Here is a 20,754-nt window from a genome sequence, read left to right as displayed (position 1 = left end):
CGCCGTCAGGCAGTGCTGGAAAGCTCACATTGCAAACCGTACAAAAGAAAGAAACGACCTGAAGGTCAGAGGAGCGCTATTTTTGGGAAAATCATAAGGATTTATTGCCGAAAGGAAAGTGTTTTTGCCGCTGAAACGCCGCCAGGACGCCCGCAGGCGTCCTGTCAGCAACGGTCACGCTTATTTCAGCAGTTCAGCCGTCATATGTACGCCGTTGTTGTTGTAGGCTTCGGTCACTTTATAAGAGGCACCCGCTTCTTTTGCCTGCGCAGCGATTTTGGCTTCTGCACCGTCCAGCGTCGAGTCAATAGCGGTGACGCTTTGAGCGAAGCTGGTCAGCGGCAGAACGGTAAGTGCGATAGCAGCAGCAAAAGTTTTGATAGTGTTCATGGTCATTTCCTTTTCAGATATTAAGTAAGATAAGGCGTGTTGCCTTGTTGAAATGAATGATAGACCGAGGAGGCTTAAGCGGATAGCGGAGATAATTGCCGAAGTTTATCAAAATAACTGATGATGAAAGCGCACAGAGGGTGTAGCGATAGCACTACAGGTTAACCTGCCAGACCCAGAAAAAAGGGCAGCATAATGCGCTACCCTTTCGCTGTTTAGCCGTGATGACGTACGCGAGTAAAAAGCGTTATCGCAGCCAGCAGCATCAGCACGCTGCTGACAAGAAAGACACCGCCAGCTCCGCGCAGGTCAAACATCCAGCCGCCCGCCGCCGCGCCAGTGGTAATCGCCAGCTGAATAGTTGCCACCAGCAGGCCACCGCCCGATTCAGCATCATCCGGCACCGCGCGCGAAATCCAGGTGGACCAGCCAGTCGGCATTGAGCCAAAGGCCAGGCCCCACAGCGCCACGCCCGCCGCCACCAGCCAGGGGAGATGCGCAAAGATCACCAGCAGCAGCGCGGTGGCGCTCATCACCAGCGCCATGCCGCTCAGCGTCAGCGACACGCTGCGCGTGACCAGATAGCCCGCCAGCGAGGTCCCAAAAAAGTTCGCTACGCCAAACGCCAGCAGCACCAGCGACAGCTGATTAAGGTTAAGCTGCGCGCTGCTCTCCAGGAACGGCCGCAGGTAGGTAAAGAAGGCGAAGTGGCCGGTGAACATCATCATCACCGCCAGCATCCCCCAGCGCATCAGGCCGTTGCGCAGCAGATCGAGCACGCCACCGCTGCGCGCCTTGTTCTCTGGCGGCATCGCTGGCAGCGTCACGCTCTGCCAGATCAGCGCCAGCACGCCTAAACCGGCAGTCAGCAGAAAAATGTTACGCCAGCCGATTATTCCCCCCAGATAGCTGCCGAGCGGTGCGGCGATAATGGTCGCCAGTGAAATGCCGCTGAAGACAATCGACAGCGCACGTGGAACCTGATCGCCGGGAACCAGCCGCATGGTTATGGCGGTGGAGAGCGTCCAGAATCCACCAATCGCCATCCCGAGCAGCACGCGTGCCAGCAGGATCAGCGTCAGGTTACTCGCCAGCGCCACCAGCAGCGCAGAGGCGACCAGTAGCAGGGTAAAGGCCAGCATTACCACACGGCGATCGAGCCGCCGCGTAACGTTGCCGACCATCAGGCTGGTAAGCAGGGCCACCAGCGCCGTCACCGTGACCGTTTGTCCTGCCTGCCCTTCCGACACCTGTAGCGAGGCCGCAATAGGCGTCAGCAGGCTGACGGGCAGAAACTCAGCGGTGATCAGGCCAAACACGCCAAACGCCATCGAAAACACCGCGCCCCAGGCGGGACGCGCGGGAACGGAAACCTCATCAGCCACTTCGGTACTCAGACTCATGCAGCTTCTCCATAGATAAATTTAATAAGGCGGGAGCATAGAGCGCAGAGGCAAGACGATCTATGATGGTAACACCTTCATTATTGATAATTCGTCTGGACTGGTATGAGCCATTATGAAGATCTGACCAGCGAGCTGCTGATGGGCATGCGGCTGCACGGCGTAAAATACCAGCGTATTCAGCTCGCTGCGCCCTTTGGCCTGCGCTATGACCACGCGCCTGGCCGCGCGCAGTTTCATTTTGTCGGGCGCGGCCCGCTGCTGGTGCGCGGTGCGTCGGGCACGCTGCATACGCTGAACAGTGGCGATGCGCTGCTGATCCCGCACGGTAAGCCGCACAGCCTGCTCTCCTCGGCTGAGGCAGTCAGTGAGGACATCGCGACTTTTGTCAGCAAGCCAATCTGCGACAGCGTCTGCGCCATTGGCGCGCCTGCCGACGCCTGCGACGACGAAAAGAGTGTGATCCTGTTCAGCGCCTGCATGAAGTTTGAGCTGGGCGGCATGCAGCCGCTGATTAATACCATGCCGGACATTATGCTGGTCAGTACGCTGCTGTCGCAGTACCCGGAGATTCAGCCCATTCTCGATGCGATGGAGCGTGAGTCGCGCACCCGGCACGCCGGGTTTGCCGGTATTTTGTCGCGGCTGGCCGATGTGGTGGCAGCACTGATCGTGCGTGGCTGGGTGGAGAACGGTTGTGGTCAGGGCAGCGGGCTGGTGCAGGCGATGCGCGACCCGCGTCTGAGCAAGGCAATTGCCGCCATGCATCGTGAACCCGGAGAGAACTGGACGGTGCAACAGCTGGCGGGCGTGGCGGGCTGCTCGCGCTCGGTGTTTGCCGAACGGTTTCAGAATGCCACCACCATGACGCCGCTGCGCTACCTGACTGAGCTACGGATGCGGCTGGCGGTGGAGCGCATTGTTAATAACGGCGAAGCGGTAGAGGCGGTAGCCTTTCAGCTCGGTTATGGCTCGCTGGCAGCCTTTAGCCGCGCCTTTAAGCGCATTGTCGGTCAGCCGCCCGGCGCGCTGCGCGCCGGACGGGAAGAGGCGCGTATCGCCTCTTAGCGGAACACGCTGATTGCTTCTACCAGCCGGTTAGCCTGGTGGGTCATGCGACCAGAGGCTTCGGCGCTCTCCTGCACGCGCGCTGCATTGCGGTGGGTAATATCGTCAAGATCCTCTACCGCCGTCGAGACCTCGCCAAGCGCAACCGACTGTTCAGCGGTGGCCGCGCTGATCTGCGCAATCAGCGACGAGACGTTTTTTACCTGCGCCACAATATCCTGCATGGTGCGGCCCGCTGCGTCGGCGTGGTTGCTGCCAAGCTGGACGCGGCTGGCGCTGGCTTCCACCAGAATTTTGATTTCGCTGGCGGCTTTTGCGCTGCGCTGTGCCAGGCTGCGCACCTCTCCGGCCACCACGGCAAAGCCCTTGCCCTGCTCGCCCGCGCGCGCAGCCTCCACCGCCGCGTTGAGCGCCAGGATGTTGGTCTGGAAAGCGATACCGTCAATCACGCTGGTGATGTTAGCGATGCGCTGCGAGCTTTCGGCAATCTCTGCCATCATGCTCACCATCTCCTCGATCACTTCGCCGCCTTTACTTGCCGCCTGGCTGGTATGGGCGGAGAGCGCGTTCACTTCACCTGCCGTTTCGGTATTGCTTTTGACCGTGGCGGTCATTTCATTCATGGTGGCCGCGGTCTGCTGCACGTTCGCAGCGGCCTGCTCGGTGCGGCGGCTTAGCTCATTATTACTGCTGGCAATGGCGTCGCTGGCGCTGAGAACGTTGATGGCCTGGCCGCTGACGTCATCCACCAGCCAGCGGAACATCAGGCCAAGCTGACCGATCGCGCGCAACGTCATGCCCACCTCATCTACGCGATCCATCTGCTCAACTTTATGGCTGGCTCCGGTGGCGACGCTCAGCGCCTGCCTGCACATACGCTCAATCGGTCGGGAGACCTGCTGCTCCAGCCAGAAGCTGGTCAGCAGCAGCAGCAGCGCCAGGCCGCCGCTAAAGCCGCTCAGTGCCGCTGGGGTCATGCCGAGCAGTGCGGCGCTGAGCGCCACCAGCGGCAGCAGCGCGATCAGCGGCAGACGAAGGCGCCAGCGTAGCGGCAGCGTTTTTAACACCGAGCCGATGCGTCGCCAGCCGGTGCGTACAATCAGCCCCTTGTGGAAGCGTCGCCCCTTTGCCCGGCCTTCGCGAAAGTCGCGATAAAGGGTTTCGGTGGCGCGCACCTCTGCCTCACCCGGTTTCGTCCGGACCGACATAAAGCCCTGCACCTTGCCGTCACGTACCACCGGCACCGCATTGGCGCGTACCCAGTAGTGATCGCCGTTTTTGCGGCGATTTTTCACCAGCGCCGACCAGGGCTCCCCCTGCCTGAGCGTGGCCCACATATCCGCAAAGGCTTCCGGCGGCATATCGGGGTGACGCACCATATTATGCGGCTGACCGTTGACCTCTTCCGGGGAGAAACCGCTGACCTCAATAAAGGCATCATTGGCGTAGGTAATATAACTGTTGATGTCGGTGGTCGACATCAGGGTGGCGCGATCGTCAAAGACGTATTCGCGCTGCGAGACAGCCTGATTGTTGCGCATGGGGGAGTCCTTGAAGCAGCTGCGGGATGCAGGGAAAATATCAATTATGTTTTTTTATATTTTCGGCAGCGAAAGACTCTGGCTTTAGAGCGGCATCTAAATTTTTACCGCTAAAAAAGCGGGCTGGTGATGCGCCGACCAACCCGCCCCGCGAGGGGAATAAATTAGCTATTTTTAATAATTATGCTTTCAGCGCACGGCGGATAAAGCCCTGGTGATCGCTGAGCCGGGCGCGGGCATCCGCAGCGTCCATGCCGGTCAGAACCATCAGAATCGCCGTTTTGCAGTGGCCTCCGCATGCGGCAAGCGCTGCACTGGCACAGGATTCATCACACTCGGTGGCCTGCATAACGATATTGATCTGGCGCTGCACCAGCTTCTGGTTTGTCGCCTCCACATCCACCATCAGGTTGCCGTACACTTTGCCGCTGCGGATCATCGCGCCAGTGGTAAGCATATTCAGTACCAGCTTTTGCGCCGTGCCCGCTTTCATGCGTGAAGAGCCCGTGACCACCTCCGGTCCAACAACCGGCGTCAGCGCAATATCGGCCGCCTGCGCCATGGCGCTGCCAGGATTGCAGGTGAGCGCGGCGGTGGTTGCGCCGAGCGCGCGGGCATACTCCAGCGCGCCCAGCACGTAGGGCGTGCGGCCGCTGGCGGCGATGCCCACCAGAATATCTCTTGCACTGAACTGGATATCTCGCAGATCCTGCGCGCCCTGCTCGCGGTTATCTTCCGCATTTTCTACCGCCTGCAATATCGCCTGATGGCCACCGGCAATCAGTCCCACCACCTGACCGCGGGGCGTGCCGAAGGTTGGTGGGCATTCGCTGGCGTCAAGGATGCCAAGCCGTCCGGAGGTGCCCGCGCCGCTGTAGATAAGGCGGCCACCCTGCGCAAAGGCGGCAACAATGGCGTCCACCACCTGCGCAATCTGCGGCACAATCGCCTCTACTGCCAGCGCCACCTTCTTGTCTTCGTTGTTAATGACGCGCAGCATGGCGTCGGTAGGCAGTTCGTCAATATTCTGGCTGGCCGGGTTGCGGCCTTCGGTGATCAGCGTGCTCAGGTCGATAGTCATCAGCGGTGTTCCAGGAAGAGTGAATGCAGGCCCGGTTTTATCATATTTGCGGGATAAAAAAAGGGTTCAGACCATGTCTGAACCCTGTTATCAGGCGTAGCGCGACCTGCGTGAGGCCAGCAGAGCGGTTAGCTCGCGGTTTGCGTGCGCAGCTTCAGCTCGTAGGCTTTCGCCTGCTCGGCGTCGAACTGGTTTTCCCAGCGGGCGATGACCAGCACCGCCAGCGCGTTACCAATCACGTTCAGCGCGGTGCGCGCCATATCCATGATACGGTCCACACCCGCGATAAAGGCCAGGCCTTCCAGGGGAATGCCGACGCTGCCCAGCGTGGCCAGCAGTACCACAAACGACACGCCCGGCACGCCCGCGATCCCTTTTGACGTCACCATCAGCGTCAGCACCAGGATGATCTCGTCGGTCAGCGACAGATCAATACCGTAAAGCTGCGCGATAAAGATAGCCGCAATGCTCTGATAGAGCGTCGAGCCATCCAGATTAAACGAGTAGCCAGTCGGCACCACGAAGCTGGTGATCGCTTTTGGCGCACCGTAGGCTTCCATTTTTTGCATAATGCGCGGCAGCACGGTTTCCGAGCTGGAGGTCGAGTAGGCCAGGATCAGCTCATCTTTCAGGATGCGCATCAGGGTTGTGATGCGTAGCTGACAGAAGCGCGCCACGCCGCCGAGGATGACAAAGGCAAAGAACAGGATAGCGGCATACACCAGCAGCACCAGCTTCGCCAGCGGCCAGAGTGAGGCAAAGCCGAAGTTGGCAATGGTAACGGCGATCAGCGCGAACACGCCCACTGGCGCGTAACGCATGATCATGTGCGTTACCTTAAACATGGTTTCCGATACGCTGCGGAAAATATTCACCAGCGGATCGCGCTGCTCCGACGGCAGCGCCGACAGGCCCATACCGAACAGCACCGAGAAGAAGATAATCGGCAGCATGTCACCCTTCACCAGCGAGGCGAAGATATTCTGCGGGATTAGCGACAGAATAGTCGCGACCAGGCTGTGCGGACCGTTCTGCACGGCCTCGGTTGTGGCTTCATACTTAGAGATGTCCACCGTTGCCAGCGTTGACATATCAATGCCGGTGCCGGGTTGAAACACGTTAGCCAGCGTAATGCCGACCACAATGGCAAGGGTGGTGATCACTTCAAAATAGACAATGGTTTTTACGCCAATACGTCCCAGTTTCTTTGCATCGCCCACGCCAGCGATGCCGACAATTAACGATGAAATCACGATAGGCACGACAATCATCTTGATCAGATGAATAAAGATGTCGCCCGCCGGGCTGAGAATATTGGTGATTAGCCATTCACGATTGTCTGGCTGATTATGCAACACTGAACCAACAATGATGCCGAGCACCAGTGCAATCAGAATCTGCCAGGCCAGGCTTATTTTAAAACCTTTCATAACGCGTTAATTCCTCAGTCAAAACCCCTATTGCTACGCTGCGAAGGTGCAGAGAAGGATACACACAGGGAAGTGAGCAAAAGCCCGGTAAATTAGAGGGTTATTGAGGACAGCGCCCCGCACGAAAATGCGATGATTCTCGTACCCTTTTCAGACGCTGTCTGGTTGAGTCCTGCTGAGCAGGGGCGAGATAAGTACCATTTTCACTGTGGTAAATGCAACCCCCGGCGCGTTCGATTAAAGATTAGCCACTCCGGCAGGATAAAATGCTGTTTAGTTATCAAAACTCTAACCTGCTGTTCTAAAAAGTAATAGTTTTCCCCTGATACGCATAGCTATGCAAAAAAGCGCCAAAAGGCACAGGGTCCGTTTGCACACTTTTTCGCCACCCCTGTTGCCGACTAACGCCATTCTGTAAGGGGGTAACCAGCCCGCGCAGACTCCCGTGATCTGAGGCGCAAAAAAGAAACAAAGCGATGGCGGAGGCTTCACTTAACCTTTGATTGACATATCATTAACATCTTCAAGGAGATCCGCCATGAGCCAAATACATAAACATCCGATTCCTGCCAGTCTTGCCGCAAACGCCCTGATCACTGCCGAGCAGTATCAGACGATGTATCAGCAGTCCGTCAGCGACCCGGATGCGTTCTGGGGCGAGCAGGGCAAAATCCTCGACTGGATCAAGCCTTACAATAAGGTGAAAAATACCTCTTTCGCGCCGGGCAATATTTCCATTCGCTGGTATGAAGATGGCACGCTCAACCTTGCGGCTAACTGCCTCGATCGCCATCTGGCGACGCGCGGCGAGCATCCGGCGATTATCTGGGAAGGCGATGACGCCAGCGAAAGCAAGACCCTGACCTACAGCCAGCTACACAATCAGGTGTGCCGCTTCGCCAATGTGCTGCTGTCGCTGGGCGTGAAAAAAGGCGACGTGGTGGCCATCTATATGCCAATGGTGCCGGAGGCGGCGGTCGCGATGCTCGCCTGCGCACGTATTGGCGCGGTGCATTCGGTGATTTTCGGCGGTTTCTCGCCGGACGCAGTGGCGGGCCGCGTGGTGGACTCCAGCGCGAAGCTGGTGATCACCGCCGATGAAGGAGTGCGCGCCGGACGCGCTATTCCGCTGAAGAAAAATGTCGATGATGCGCTGAAAAACCCCAGCGTCAACAGCGTGAAAAATGTGGTCGTGCTGAAGCGCACCGGCCAGTCGGTAGACTGGCAGGACGGCCGCGACCTCTGGTGGTCCGAGCTTATGGATAAAGCCAGCGAGCAGCACGCTCCCGCCGAAATGCAGGCGGAAGATCCACTGTTTATCCTTTATACCTCTGGCTCTACCGGCAAGCCGAAAGGCGTGCTGCACACCACCGGTGGCTATCTGGTCTACGCCGCCACGACCTTTAAGTATGTCTTTGACTACCATCCCGAGGATGTCTACTGGTGCACCGCCGACGTTGGCTGGGTCACCGGTCACAGCTATCTGCTCTACGGTCCGCTGGCGTGCGGTGCGACTACGCTGATGTTTGAAGGCGTGCCAAACTGGCCGAAACCGAGCCGCATGGCGGAAGTGGTGGATAAGCACAAGGTGACGCTGCTCTATACCGCGCCGACGGCGATTCGCGCGCTGATGGCGGAAGGCGACAAGGCGATTGCGGGTACCAGCCGCCAGAGCCTGCGCATCATGGGGTCGGTTGGTGAGCCGATCAACCCGGAAGCCTGGGAGTGGTACTACCACAAGATTGGTGACGGCCGCTGTCCGATTGTCGATACCTGGTGGCAGACCGAAACCGGCGGCTTTATGATTACGCCGCTGCCGGGCGCGACTGAGCTAAAAGCCGGGTCGGCCACCAAACCCTTCTTTGGCGTGCAGCCTGCGCTGGTGGATAACGAAGGTCATCCTCAGGAGGGCGCAGCCGAGGGTAATCTGGTGATCACCGACTCCTGGCCGGGCCAGGCGCGCACCCTGTTTGGCGACCACGATCGCTTTGAACAGACCTACTTTTCTACCTTCAGAAACTGCTATTTCAGCGGCGACGGCGCACGACGTGACGAAGATGGCTACTACTGGATCACCGGCCGCGTTGATGACGTGCTGAACGTCTCTGGCCACCGTCTCGGCACCGCCGAGATCGAATCGGCGCTGGTTTCCCACCCCAAAATCGCTGAAGCCGCGGTGGTCGGCATCCCGCACAGCATCAAGGGCCAGGCCATCTATGCCTATATCACGCTGAACCACGGCGAAGAGCCGTCACCTGAGCTCTACAGCGAGGTGCGTAGCTGGGTGCGGAAAGAGATCGGCCCTATCGCCACGCCCGATATCCTGCACTGGACCGACTCGCTGCCGAAAACCCGCTCCGGCAAGATCATGCGCCGCATCCTGCGCAAGATCGCCGCTGGCGATACCAGCAACCTGGGTGATACCTCGACGCTGGCCGATCCGGGCGTGGTGGATAAGCTGCTGGAGGAGAAGCAGGCTATCCGCATGCCCTGAGTACCTTACCGGCGGGAGCACTCTTCCTCCCGCCCCTTTTTCCTTACGCAGTGTATTTCTGAAGTCACATAACACGATCTAATCAGGCGTATCTCGCGCAGCGGCGTGAGGCTACCGCCTGCATAACCTCTGGAGAAACTGTGATGACCGACGCCCTTTCCACTCAGGAGGCAGTAAATCAACGGATTGAACGCCATCCTCGCTTTCAGGAGCTGGTACATAAACGTCAGCGGTTCGCCACGGTGCTGTCGCTGATTATGCTGGTGCTTTACGTCGGCTTTATTCTGCTGATCGCGTTTGCACCCGGCTGGCTCGGTACCCCGCTCCATGCCGGTACCAGCGTCACGCGAGGGATCCCTGTTGGCGTGGGATTGATCGTAATTTCATTCCTGCTGACCGGCGTGTACGTCTGGCGCGCTAACGGCGAATTCGATCGCCTGACCCGGCAGATCATTACCGAGGTGAAACCATGAAGCGTCTTTCTCTCTGGCTGCTGGCGCTGCTGCCTGGCAGCGCGCTGGCGGATGCCCTGACCGGTGCGGTACAGAAGCAGGCCACCAACTACCAGGCAATCATCATGTTTGTGGTGTTTGTCGCTGCCACGCTGGGCATCACCTACTGGGCGTCGAAGCGCACGCGATCGCGCAATGACTACTACACCGCGGGCGGTAACATTACCGGCTTCCAGAACGGGCTGGCGATGGCGGGCGATTTTATGTCTGCCGCCTCGTTCCTCGGGATTTCTGCCCTGGTATACACCTCCGGCTACGACGGGCTGATCTACTCGCTGGGCTTTCTCGTCGGCTGGCCGATGATCCTGTTCCTGATCGCCGAGCGCCTGCGTAACCTGGGTCGCTATACCTTTGCTGACGTCGCCTCTTATCGTCTGCAGCAGAAGCCGATCCGCACCCTTTCCGCCTGCGGATCGCTGGTCGTGGTGGCGCTCTACCTGATTGCGCAGATGGTTGGCGCAGGCAAGCTGATCCAGCTGCTGTTCGGCCTCGATTACCATATCGCCGTGGTGCTGGTGGGGATTCTGATGGTGCTCTACGTGCTGTTCGGCGGCATGCTGGCAACCACCTGGGTGCAGATCATTAAAGCGGTGCTGCTGCTGTTTGGTGCCAGCTTTATGGCGATTATGGTGATGAAGGCCACCGGCTTTAGCTTCAATAACCTCTTTACCCAGGCGATGGCAGTGCATCCCAAAGGCGCCGCTATTATGCAGCCCGGCGGGCTGGTGAAAGATCCAATCTCGGCGCTGTCGCTCGGGCTGGGGCTGATGTTCGGCACCGCCGGACTGCCACATATCCTGATGCGTTTCTTCACCGTTGCAGACGCGCGCGAAGCACGTAAAAGCGTCTTCTGGGCCACCGGGTTTATGGGCTATTTTTACTTCCTGACCTTTATCATCGGCTTCGGCGCCATTTTGCTGGTAGGGGCTAATCCTGCCTTTAAAGATGCCAGCGGTGCGCTGATTGGCGGCACCAATATGGCGGCGGTGCATCTGGCAAACGCCGTCGGCGGCAGCACCTTCCTCGGCTTTATCTCCGCGGTTGCCTTTGCCACAATTCTGGCGGTGGTGGCCGGCCTGACGCTGGCGGGTGCGTCAGCGGTGTCGCATGACCTCTACGCCAGCGTGATCCGTAAAGGCCAGGCGACCGAGCGCGAAGAGCTACGCGTCTCGAAGATTACCGTGCTGGTGCTGGGTGTGGTGGCCATTGCGCTGGGCATTCTGTTTGAGAAGCAGAATATTGCATTCATGGTGGGCCTTGCCTTCTCTATCGCTGCCAGCTGTAACTTCCCGATTATCCTGCTGTCGATGTACTGGTCGAAGCTGACCACGCGCGGCGCGATGACTGGCGGCTGGCTTGGCCTGATCACTGCGGTGGTGCTGATGATCCTCGGCCCGACGATCTGGGTGCAGGTGCTCGGCCACGCCACGCCGGTCTATCCCTATGAGTATCCGGCGCTGTTCTCCATGATTGTGGCGTTTGTTGGCACCTGGTTCTTCTCCATCACCGACCACTCGCCGCAGGGCGCGCAGGAGCGGGGTCGCTTCCGGGCGCAGTTTATTCGCTCACAGACCGGTATCGGGATCTCACAGGGCAAGTCGCACTGATTGCGTTCGGCCAGAAAACACCGCAGCCCTGGCGCTGCGGTGTTTTTTTTTACGGTTTAACTAAGCGGGACAACACGCCCGGCGTAATACCGAACATGTTTTTAAAATTGCGTGTAAAGTGCGCCTGGTCGCTAAAGCCGAGGTCGGCCGCCAGCGAGGAGATCGGCTGGCCGTTGAGAATGCGCTGTTTGGCGATTTTGAGTTTTTCACCGCGCAGCCAGGTATAGGGCGGCATCCCGTAGGCGCTGGAGAAAACGCGCACCAGTTGAACAGGCGTCAGACCATAGCGCTGCGCCAGCGTTTCCAGCGCAGGCGGCGATGCCATTTCGTCCATCAGCTGCGAAGCAACGCTGGCCGCCAGCACGACATCTTTATGGCCAAAAAGGCAACGGGTATAGGTGCCGGCATGGCGGGCCACCTCAGCCAGCAGACCGGCGATGCGTTCCATGACGTCATTGTCGCTGTGCGCGAGGTGCAGGGAGAAGGCGGCGGTCTCCCGGATATGCCCGGCCATATCGGGCGCGCTGAATACGCTGCGCCGGAACTGCTCGTCGGCGGGCAAGCCCGTCAACTCGCAGACCAGCGTGGGTTGCAGATAAAAACTGTAGTAGAGCCAGTTGTAGGGCGTTGGCGTCGCGGCCTGAACCTGCCCGGGGTTATAGACGGTGATGTCATCAATACTCGCTTCCGTGCTGTGGCCATCCAGCCAGATCTTTTCACGCCCCGAGAGATTGGCACCGATATAAAACTCGTCGTGAGAATGCCGCGGAAAAACGTGTGCCGTGCTGTCAGAGAAGGTTATTTCAACTCCGCCGATTTTCCGGTATGCCGTGATAGCCATCGTCAATATCGCCTTTTATAGTACTGACGCGCCAGATTTCCGTCGCTACAGAGAAAAAGCATAGTAACAAAATAGCTACAAATGAGAATGGCGAGGGCGATAACCGGGGATCAAACAGTTGGAAGACGAAGGTGAAGGCCGGACTGACAGCCATAAATACCATCACTTTGACTGGAGTCAGCACTTTAATAGCATACTGTAAACACCACAGCGGCACGATAACGCCCAGCAGCGCCAGTAGCACCACGCCGGTAAAGGCACTCTCCATGCTGCGCGACAGCTCGCTGACGCCGGAGCTGTAAGCAAAGGTAATGGCAACCGTCAAATAGAAACGGTGCGCCATAATGGTTTCCGGCGGACAGCCGTGATTGCTCAGCTTTTTGCTGAAGATGCTGGAGAACAGGCTAAAGAGCGCGCAGGCAATGGCAAAACCAATACCTGTTGCCACCTGCTGAAAGCTATAGCCATTTTTCGCCCCTCCCTCCTGGATGCTGAGCCAGCCGAGCCAGATTGAACAGAGCGCAATACCCATCAGAAAAACCAGGCGGTATTCCCTCTTTTCCGCGCGGGCAAACAGCGGGTAAATCAGCACAATCAGCAGCGGCGCCAGGCCGGTAATAATGGCCGACGCCACGGCAGGCTCAAGAAAGCGCAGGGAATAGAAAAAGGTAATCCATGCCCCTGCCGTGCTCATATTGAGCGTCAGCAGCGTGACGCCCTGCCTGAGCGGCATGCTGTACTGCTCGCGCATACGCGTCATGCACAGAAGCTGAAAGAAAAGGAGCACGATGGTAAAAACTATGAAGGTGACCGACATCGGATGTGCCGTCTGTATCAAATAGCCTGAGTAGACCTCCTTTCCGGCATCAAGGAAGTTATACAGCAGCACCATTGTCAGTCCGAAAAATGCACCATTTCTTCCAGTCATTGTCATCTCATGCTAACTCAAACAGTAAGCCGTCATTTTCCAGCTGACGAATAATTTTATAATCCTGAATAATCTGCTCTTCACTGTTGTGACAGAGATAGATGATGCCGGGATTGGTGAAGAGATCGCGGGTGCGGTAAATTTTTTCCCCTTTCTCCGGCGTGTGCATCATGCCGAAGTAGGAAGGAAGATGGTTGATTAACGCTTCACATCGGTTTTCCACCACGACACCATCAGATTTAGACGCCAGGGTGACACAGAAGAGGTGCTCTTTGCGCTCATACTCCTGATGCAGCCGTTGCGCGAACTTTTCCGGTTCAAGATAGCGTTCAACGGTCAGGGTGACGTGGCTGTAGCCCAGTGCGCTAATCACCGCATCATGCATAATAGTGCCCTGCATTCTGGCCGCGGTTTCAATCAGAACCGGCCCCGCCTTCGTCCACATAATCTCACTGTGTGAAGGCCCTTCATGAATGCCCAGCAGGGTCAGCGCCTGTTTGATATAGGCGATTAGCTGCTGCTGCACCTCGCCGCGGTAGGGCAGCAGGATCTCTTTTTCACAGATTAAAGAGGCTTCCGATACCTGAATTTTATCGTCAGACCAGATCTCCGTGATGAGGTGCTCGCCGTTCATGCTCACCGCGTTGACGATAAATTGCTGGCCGTGCAGTCGCTCCTGGAGCAGCACATGCGTGTTGGTCAGGCCAAGCTTGTTTTTTTTGCCGATGATGTGGTTAAACGCCTGAGTCAGCTCCTCGCTATTGCTGCAAAACCTGACGCTGTCCGCGCCCGCGCTGTCAACCGGTTTTACCACCACCGGCCACTCCTGTCCGGCGTCAGCCCACGCCAGCGCCTCCTCCAGATGGGAAGTAATGCATTGTGGAATAGCGGCCAGCCCACCCTGTCGCAGCGCCTCCTGCATGGCGAATTTATCCCTGCGCAGGCGGCTGCTCTTCCAGCTGTTACCCGGCGTCGCCAGCAGCGATGACAGATAGTCAGCAATCTCCACGCCCGTTTCCGTGCCGGGAATAATGTAGCGCGGCTGCAAATTTTTCAGCTGCTCCAGGATCGCCGCAAAGCCGCTTAGCTGACTGGACGCGGGTGCCAGCAGCAGATCAAAGTTTTCCGGCGCAAACGTTGGCAGGTACTCCTCCGTGATGTCAGGCGAGGACTGCACGTGAATACAGAACCAGCCAGCCTGCTTAAAAAAGGGAGCCAGCGCCGCCCCGGTAGAATAGGCATCAACAATACAGATAACGTTTTTCATGACGCATTTCCTTTACGTGCAACCAGCACCACATTGTCATCGCTGCCTTTTGGCCGCAGGTCAAAATCGCCATAGATCGCCACCTCAGCAAACCCCGCGTCGCGCAGCGCGGCCTGAAGGGTTTCCTTCTCATACAGGCGGGTGAGGCAAGACCAGGATTGCCCCGATTTGCTGTATTCCACTTTCAGTAGCCGCTTCTCCCAGTCCATGGAAAGCAATTCGGTGACGCCGTTGTTGATACGCGTAAGCTCACCCTGTGCATCAATGCGGTTGCGCGCCCTCTCCATATCCGCCAGCTCCATGATCAGTACGCCTCCTGGACGCAGCGCCTCAAACCAGATCGGCAGCAGAGAGAGATCCTCCTGCTCGCTGTTGCAGTAGCCAAAGCTGGTGTAGACGTTAACCAGAATATCGAACAGGCCAGAAGGCGGATTAGCCATATCGCGTTCGGTATAGTGCGGCCCGGGTGAGATCGCCTGGGCGATATTCAGCTGTTCGGCAGAGAGATCCAGTCCGGTTACCCGATAGCCCTGTTTAAACAGCGCCGTACTCATTTTTCCCACGCCACAGCCAATATCCAGCAGCGTGGGGTACTCTTCCGGCGGAAAATGGCTGGCAATCGCCTGGGCAGCACGCTGATAATTTTCATAGCGTCCCAGCGCATCAGAAATTTCAGTAAAAAACACCGGAAATCCCTGCTCGTCATTCATGCCACCTGCACTTTTTTTATTCAGCATTCTTTTTCTCCTTTTCTGTTCACTGGGCTTCAGGCTGAGGTGTCTTGCGGATAGATCGCTTCCATTGAGTCATGGGTGAGGTTTTCATCGTTCAGATCGAGATCGTTGGCATAGGTGAACACAATCACCGTGCGTCTGGACTCGGAGGTCAGCGGGGAAATCCGGTGCAACGCATCCCGTGCGCGCAGCAAATAGCACTGCCCTTGCGAAACATGGCGGCTAAAAACCGTGTGTTCTTTCAACACGTTTTTGATCCAGTCACGCGTGTCGGTTTTGCGCCACGGAATACGCGGAACAAACTCAACGCGACCGCCGGATAACACATCAGGCTCATCTATCACCCAGACCAGCGCATAGGAGTAGTCATCCCAGTGCCAGCCGTGGGTATCCCCGCTCCTGTTTTGCGAGTTAATAATGAATTCTTCCGGCTCGTATGGCACCGGATAGAGCCTTTCACCGGTGATCTGCATAAAGAAATTGAGAATGGCGGGGCTGTCAAAAAAGGCTGGAATATACTTCCCTTTTTCACGGATCACGTTTCTGCCAACGCTGTCATAGGCGCGCGGCGTATGGCCGCTTTCGGCAATCACCACCTCTCTGCGCAGCGACTGCTCTGTCAGTAACATCCGTGCTTCATTTTCCATTTCTACTTTAATATTTTGCGGCAGCAGATCATCAATGACGACCATCAGATCGCTTTGATAATCGCTTTTCAAATAGTTGATCAGTGATACGGGGAAGCTATCAATGTGCTTTTCGATTTGCTGTTCAATGCCGTTCATATTTTCCTGTCCATAGTAAAAATGTGTTTGCGGTCTCCATTCTCCTTTTTTGCGTTGCGGGGTCTTGTATGTGATTTCAGGCTTTGCTCACTTTTTAGCCAACCAAAAGCAGGCGTAAATAAGTTACTGAAAATAAAAAGCCTGTCCTCTGGAGAGAGGACAGGCTTTAGGATAAAACGCAGGCTGCTCTGGCGAGCAGCAGGGATTAGAAGCGCAGCGAAGCGCCGACGTACGGGCCGTCAACCAGCACGTTGTCTTTGCGACCGCCTTTGTTGTTCAGCTCGATGTACTGATAACCCACGCGCAGGTTCAGCAGAGAAATCGGCGTGAAGCTCAGGCCACCAGCCGCTTCCTGATAGCTGTCCAGGTGATCCGTCAGGCCCTCTGGCGCATAGTAGTATTCGCCATACAGGCCCCACATGCTGTTAAAGCTGTACTGTGCACTGCCACCCAGCGCCACGGCAAAGCCATCTTTACCATCTTCCGGATGGGTGAAAATGGTCTTGGCAGTCGGAGCCAGACGCAGATCGCCAATATCGACGTTGTAGCCCAGACCCAGGCCGTAGGTGCTACCGTCATGGTCGCTGCGCAGCCAGTTACCTTTGAGGAACAGGCCCGGTGAGGTGGTGCCGAGGCCAAGGTTAAGGTTGGTGTTGTGCTCGCCGACATCCACGCTGCCTTCAATCGCCTGGGCTGCGCCGCTCAGCAGCACCAGACCCAATGCGCTTGCGGTAGCAAGTTGCTTAAACATGATTCCACTCCATGAAAGGACAATAATTTCGGCGCAAAGGTTAGCAGCCTGAAATCGTCTGACAACTTTATTTGGCAACCTTTACGTAAACAGACATCTTTTTTTTTCAGGTGGTCCACATCAGATGACCAATAAGCGGCGCCAGCACCACCGTCACCACGCCAGAAAGCATCATTACCAGGCTTGAAACCACGCCCTCCTGCTCGCCCAGCTGATAGGCGCGCGCCGTGCCCGCCCCGTGCGACGCTGCGCCAAAGCCCGCCCCTTTTGCGACTCCCTGGCGGATGGCTATGCGCAGAAACAGCAGGTCGCCAACGGCCATGCCAAACACGCCGGTGATCACCACAAACAGCGCCACCAGATCGGGCTGTCCGCCGACAGGTTTCGCGGCCGCCAGCGCAAAGGGGGTGGTGACCGAGCGCACTGCCAGGCTGCGCTGTATCGTGTCAGGCAGCGACAGCAGCCGCGCCAGCCACACGGAACTGCATACTGCGACCAGCGTCGCAGTCAGCACGCCCGCACTGAGCGACAGCCAGTGGCGACGAATAATCGCCATGTTTTCATACACCGGTACGGCAAAGGCCAGCGTCGCCGGGCCGAGTAGCCACAGCAGCCAGTGGCTTTCAGCAATATAGTCCTGCCAGGAGACATGGGTGATAAGCAGCAAGCCAACCAGCAGCACAGGCGTCGCCACCAGCGGCATCAGTAGCAGCGTGCGCCAGCGGCGATAGAGGCGTTTATTAAGGAAATAGACCAGCAAGGTCACCACCAGACAGAGCAGGCTGAGGATAGCATCACGCATCGCGCTGCTGCCTGCGCGCCGCGCGCGCCACTTCATATTTGTAGAGGCGATCGACCACCAGCGCGGTAGACGCCAGTACCAGCAGGGTGCTCAGCGCAATCACCACGCAGATCCGCCAGCCGTCGACGCGCAGCAGATCGCCATAGTTAACCACCGCCACCACCGCCGGAATAAAAAACAGCAGCATTTCGGCCAGCAGCCAGCGCGACCCCGCTTTTACCCAGCGCAGCGGCAGCACGCGCGTCACAATTAGCGCCAGCAGCAGCAGCATCCCGACAATATTGGCGGGCAGCGGCAGATGTAGCCAGCTCACCAGTTGATCGCTGGCGATAAACATTCCGATATAGAGCAATAACTGTAACGGCAGCCAGAGCCGTTGCAGCCTGGCCGATCGTTGCGGGCTGAGCGCTAATGCCATTTTCTTTTCCTCATCACCATGTCTGGTGCCCAGTATAAATCCGCAACAGAAGGTGAAAAAAATGAATTAAAATTATTCTAATCATGCCAGAAAGGAATAGTTATGGACGTTCGTGCGCTGCGCTACTTTACCGAAGTGGTGCGCCAGCAAAGTTTTACCCGTGCGGCGCAAAAGCTCTATGTGACCCAGCCCACCATCAGCAAAATGCTGCGTCAGCTTGAAGAGGAACTGGGCTGCACGCTGCTGCTGCGCGACGGCCGTAAGCTGCATCTCACCGACAGCGGCCAGGCGGTCTATCAGCGCGGGCTGGCCATTTTGCAGGAATTTCATCAGCTGGAGGCTGAGATTGGTGATATTAACCAGTTGAAAACCGGTGAGCTACGCCTCGGCATTCCACCGATGGTCGGTATGCAGATTGCCGGATCGATTTCAGCGTTTCGCCGCCGCTACCCCGGGGTGGAGCTGAAAATTTCTGAGTTTGGCGGCCTGACGGTGCAGCAGGCGGTGCTGGCGGGCAGCCTCGATATCGCCCTGACTGCGCTGCCGGTCGATCCCGATCTGCCACTCAATACGCTGCCGCTGATGCACCATCCGCTCTGCGTGCTGGTGCCGCGCCAGCCGGCGTGGCTTAACCGCAGCCACATGTCGCTGGCCGAGCTGGCCGCGCATCCCCTGCTGATTTTTAACGAAGAGTTCTCGCTTAATCGTCAGCTGATGAAGGCATTTCAGCGCCTTAGCGTCACGCCTGCTGTCGCGGTGCGCAGCGGGCAATGGGATTTTCTGGCGGCGATGGTGCAGGCGGGAATGGGACTGGCGATTCTGCCGGAGCCAATTTGCCAGCGGCTGGATAAGCAGTCGCTGCTGTGGCTGCCGCTGGAATCAGAGCTGAAATGGAGTCTGGGATTGATCTGGCGCGAGGGCAATTATCTGTCGCGCAGCGCACAGGCATGGATCGCCTGCTGCCGCGAACACTGGCCGGATGAAGCGCCGCGCCTGTCGGTTTAGGCGCGGCGCACGGCTTACTCTTCTTTCTCGATCAGCAAGGCTTCCAGCAGGTCGAGATCGCGCAGCAGGCGCTGCATGGTTTCATCAGAGATCTGCTGCGTGGCACGCAGGTGATAGACCTCGGCACGCTCGGCACGCAGTGCGGTCAGGCGGAAGCGACGCTCAAGGTTCTCGGCAAACAGCGCCTGTTCCAGATCGCTCTTGCCGTCGGCCCGGCGACGCAGGTTACCGATGACGCGCAGGCTGACCTCTTTCAGCAGCTCAGGGTCAATATTCTCTTCGGTGTCGTTCTCCAGCCGCTCTTCCATTTTATGCAGGCTTTCGATGGCCACACTGGCCATGACCGCACGAGCATGTTGCAGTTCGCGACGGTGACCCACTTTGTCGATGCCGTCGACGCCGCGCAGCAGCAGAGGCAGGATCACTACGCCTACCAGCAGCGAAAACAGGATAACGCCGGTGGCGATAAACACCAGTTCATAGCGCGCCGGGAAAGGCTCGCCGCTGGTCAGGAACAGCGGAATGGAGAGCACACCCGCCAGGGTGATGGCTCCGCGCACGCCCGCAAACGTCGCAACCAGCAGCTCGCGCAGCGAGTAGTTGGCGAACTCCATCGGCTTTTTCTTCAGCACGCGCTTGCTGAGGCGCTGCATGATCCACAGCCAGCCGAAGCGCACCACCATCAGGGCGACATAGACCAGAATAATGTCGGTAAACAGCATCCAGAGCTCAACATTGGGATCGGCGTTGGCGGCATCAATAGAGTTGTTAATGATATCCGGCAGCTGCAGGCCCAGCATCAGGAATACCATGCCGTTAAAGACAAATTCCAGCATCTGCCAGACGCTGTTGGCACGCAGACGCATCGCCAGCGGTGCACGACGGATAATGCCAGAGCGGGTAATCGTCATCCCCGCAGCAACTGCCGCCAGGATGCCGGAGACGCCCAGATGTTCGGCGATCAGGTAAGAAGCGAACGGCAGCAGCAGCAGCAGCACGGTCTGCGTCGCCGGGTCATCACCGCTCCAGCGGCTCAGCAGACGCAGCGATTTACCATAGAGCCAGCAAACTGCCACACCCGCGACCAGGCCGCCAATGGCGACTTTAAGAAACTCGATGCTCGCCCCGCCCCAGGTGAACACCATGGTGCCCATCGCTACCGCGACGGCAAACTTCAGCGAGACCAGGCCAGAGGCATCGTTCATCAGGGCTTCGCCCTGCACGATCGACATAATTTTCTTGGGAATGCGTCCTTCACCAACAATGCCGGAGAGCGCGACGGCATCGGTCGGTGACAGCACCGCAGCGAGCGCAAAGGCGGGAATCAACGGAATGCCCGGTACCATCCAGTAAATCAGGTAGCCAATGCCGACCACGGTTATCAGTACCAGCACCAGCGCAAGGCCAATAATCTCGCGGCCGTGGTGCAGAAACTCGCTAATGGGGGTTTTCCAGCCGTCGGCAAACAGCAGCGGCGGGATAAACAGGACGAGGAACAGGTCAGGGTCAAAATCAACGTGCAGACCAAATGTCGGCCAGGCGAGCAGTGCGCCAGCCACAATCTGCACCAGCGGCAGTGGGATCTGGAACGGGAGAATGCGTGCGGCAACCCCGGACAGCGACACCACCAGCGTCATAATGAGAATGGTAAAAAAGATTTCCATGCTTTCCTTAGACGAATCGTAAAGTCAGTGAAG

At 57.7% G+C, this 20,754-nt stretch carries 19 protein-coding genes; 5 read left to right on the top strand and 14 right to left on the bottom strand.

Annotation, left to right across the window (positions count from 1 at the left end):
- Positions 1–180 precede the first annotated feature (180 nt).
- Positions 181–390, bottom strand: a complete 210-nt coding sequence (locus tag HP564_RS10880) for a DUF1471 domain-containing protein (protein WP_371242887.1) — start codon at positions 388–390, stop codon at positions 181–183.
- 215 nt (positions 391–605) lie between these two features.
- Positions 606–1,793 (bottom strand): MFS transporter, encoded by a 1,188-nt coding sequence (locus HP564_RS10875; RefSeq protein WP_371242885.1) that lies wholly within the window; start codon positions 1,791–1,793, stop codon positions 606–608.
- A 105-nt stretch (positions 1,794–1,898) separates the two neighbouring features.
- Here HP564_RS10875 and HP564_RS10870 point away from each other — a divergent pair, with 105 nt between their 5' ends.
- The gene (locus HP564_RS10870) at positions 1,899–2,861 is read left to right on the top strand and encodes a cupin domain-containing protein (protein WP_371242883.1); all 963 of its coding nucleotides are present in this window, start codon (positions 1,899–1,901) and stop codon (positions 2,859–2,861) included.
- Here the strand turns inward: HP564_RS10870 and HP564_RS10865 are convergent.
- The 3 genes from HP564_RS10865 to gltP all read right to left on the bottom strand — a co-directional run bounded on the left by HP564_RS10865 (position 2,858) and on the right by gltP (position 6,913).
- Positions 2,858–4,402 (bottom strand): methyl-accepting chemotaxis protein, encoded by a 1,545-nt coding sequence (locus HP564_RS10865; protein WP_371242881.1) that lies wholly within the window; start codon positions 4,400–4,402, stop codon positions 2,858–2,860. The genes HP564_RS10870 and HP564_RS10865 overlap by 4 nt on opposite strands.
- A gap of 181 nt (positions 4,403–4,583) precedes the next feature.
- Positions 4,584–5,483 carry an N-acetylmuramic acid 6-phosphate etherase gene (gene murQ / locus HP564_RS10860; protein ID WP_371242879.1) on the bottom strand — a complete coding sequence of 300 codons (900 nt, stop codon included), beginning with the start codon at positions 5,481–5,483 and terminating at the stop codon, positions 4,584–4,586.
- A 128-nt stretch (positions 5,484–5,611) separates the two neighbouring features.
- A complete protein-coding gene (gltP, locus tag HP564_RS10855; RefSeq protein WP_371242877.1) occupies positions 5,612–6,913 on the bottom strand; it encodes a glutamate/aspartate:proton symporter GltP in 1,302 nt (433 codons plus the stop codon).
- A 538-nt stretch (positions 6,914–7,451) separates the two neighbouring features.
- Here gltP and acs point away from each other — a divergent pair.
- From acs to HP564_RS10840, 3 genes are all read left to right on the top strand, one after another.
- Positions 7,452–9,407 carry an acetate--CoA ligase gene (gene acs, locus HP564_RS10850; protein ID WP_371242875.1) on the top strand — a complete coding sequence of 652 codons (1,956 nt, stop codon included), beginning with the start codon at positions 7,452–7,454 and terminating at the stop codon, positions 9,405–9,407.
- Between the two features lie 143 nt (positions 9,408–9,550).
- Positions 9,551–9,880, top strand: a complete 330-nt coding sequence (locus tag HP564_RS10845; protein ID WP_371242873.1) for a DUF485 domain-containing protein — start codon at positions 9,551–9,553, stop codon at positions 9,878–9,880.
- The gene (locus HP564_RS10840) at positions 9,877–11,526 is read left to right on the top strand and encodes a cation acetate symporter (RefSeq protein WP_371242871.1); all 1,650 of its coding nucleotides are present in this window, start codon (positions 9,877–9,879) and stop codon (positions 11,524–11,526) included. Before HP564_RS10845 ends, HP564_RS10840 begins: the two co-directional genes overlap by 4 nt.
- A 49-nt stretch (positions 11,527–11,575) precedes the next feature.
- Here HP564_RS10840 and HP564_RS10835 read toward each other — a convergent pair whose 3' ends face one another.
- The 8 genes from HP564_RS10835 to HP564_RS10800 form a co-directional block, all read right to left on the bottom strand.
- Positions 11,576–12,367 carry an AraC family transcriptional regulator gene (locus tag HP564_RS10835; RefSeq protein ID WP_371242869.1) on the bottom strand — a complete coding sequence of 264 codons (792 nt, stop codon included), beginning with the start codon at positions 12,365–12,367 and terminating at the stop codon, positions 11,576–11,578.
- On the bottom strand, positions 12,330–13,295 hold the full coding sequence (locus tag HP564_RS10830) for a DMT family transporter (protein ID WP_371242867.1): 966 nt from the start codon (positions 13,293–13,295) through the stop codon (positions 12,330–12,332). Before HP564_RS10830 ends, HP564_RS10835 begins: the two co-directional genes overlap by 38 nt.
- 7 nt (positions 13,296–13,302) lie before the next feature.
- The gene (locus HP564_RS10825) at positions 13,303–14,562 is read right to left on the bottom strand and encodes an ATP-grasp domain-containing protein (RefSeq protein WP_371242865.1); all 1,260 of its coding nucleotides are present in this window, start codon (positions 14,560–14,562) and stop codon (positions 13,303–13,305) included.
- Positions 14,559–15,299: a class I SAM-dependent methyltransferase gene (locus tag HP564_RS10820; RefSeq protein WP_371242864.1), complete on the bottom strand. Its 741-nt coding sequence runs from the start codon at positions 15,297–15,299 to the stop codon at positions 14,559–14,561. The genes HP564_RS10825 and HP564_RS10820 overlap by 4 nt, the downstream gene beginning before the upstream one ends.
- A gap of 29 nt (positions 15,300–15,328) precedes the next feature.
- The gene (locus tag HP564_RS10815; protein ID WP_371242862.1) at positions 15,329–16,081 is read right to left on the bottom strand and encodes a hypothetical protein; all 753 of its coding nucleotides are present in this window, start codon (positions 16,079–16,081) and stop codon (positions 15,329–15,331) included.
- A gap of 205 nt (positions 16,082–16,286) precedes the next feature.
- A complete protein-coding gene (locus HP564_RS10810; RefSeq protein WP_371242860.1) occupies positions 16,287–16,832 on the bottom strand; it encodes a YfaZ family outer membrane protein in 546 nt (181 codons plus the stop codon).
- Between the two features lie 106 nt (positions 16,833–16,938).
- Positions 16,939–17,634: an LrgB family protein gene (locus tag HP564_RS10805; protein ID WP_371242858.1), complete on the bottom strand. Its 696-nt coding sequence runs from the start codon at positions 17,632–17,634 to the stop codon at positions 16,939–16,941.
- A complete protein-coding gene (locus HP564_RS10800) occupies positions 17,627–18,052 on the bottom strand; it encodes a CidA/LrgA family protein (RefSeq protein WP_371242856.1) in 426 nt (141 codons plus the stop codon). Before HP564_RS10800 ends, HP564_RS10805 begins: the two co-directional genes overlap by 8 nt.
- 102 nt (positions 18,053–18,154) lie before the next feature.
- Between HP564_RS10800 and HP564_RS10795 the strand changes: the two genes are divergently transcribed.
- Positions 18,155–19,057, top strand: coding sequence for a LysR family transcriptional regulator (locus tag HP564_RS10795; RefSeq protein ID WP_371242855.1), 903 nt, complete (start codon positions 18,155–18,157; stop codon positions 19,055–19,057).
- A 14-nt stretch (positions 19,058–19,071) separates the two neighbouring features.
- On the opposite strand, the gene HP564_RS10790 is transcribed toward HP564_RS10795, so the two are convergent.
- Positions 19,072–20,721, bottom strand: coding sequence for a Na+/H+ antiporter (locus tag HP564_RS10790; RefSeq protein ID WP_371242854.1), 1,650 nt, complete (start codon positions 20,719–20,721; stop codon positions 19,072–19,074).
- Between the last annotated feature and the right edge of the window lie 33 nt (positions 20,722–20,754).

Source organism: Pantoea sp. KPR_PJ (genome assembly GCF_041386365.1).
Lineage (GTDB): Bacteria > Pseudomonadota > Gammaproteobacteria > Enterobacterales > Enterobacteriaceae > Pantoea.
This window is presented reverse-complemented; position numbering and strand designations above follow the sequence as displayed.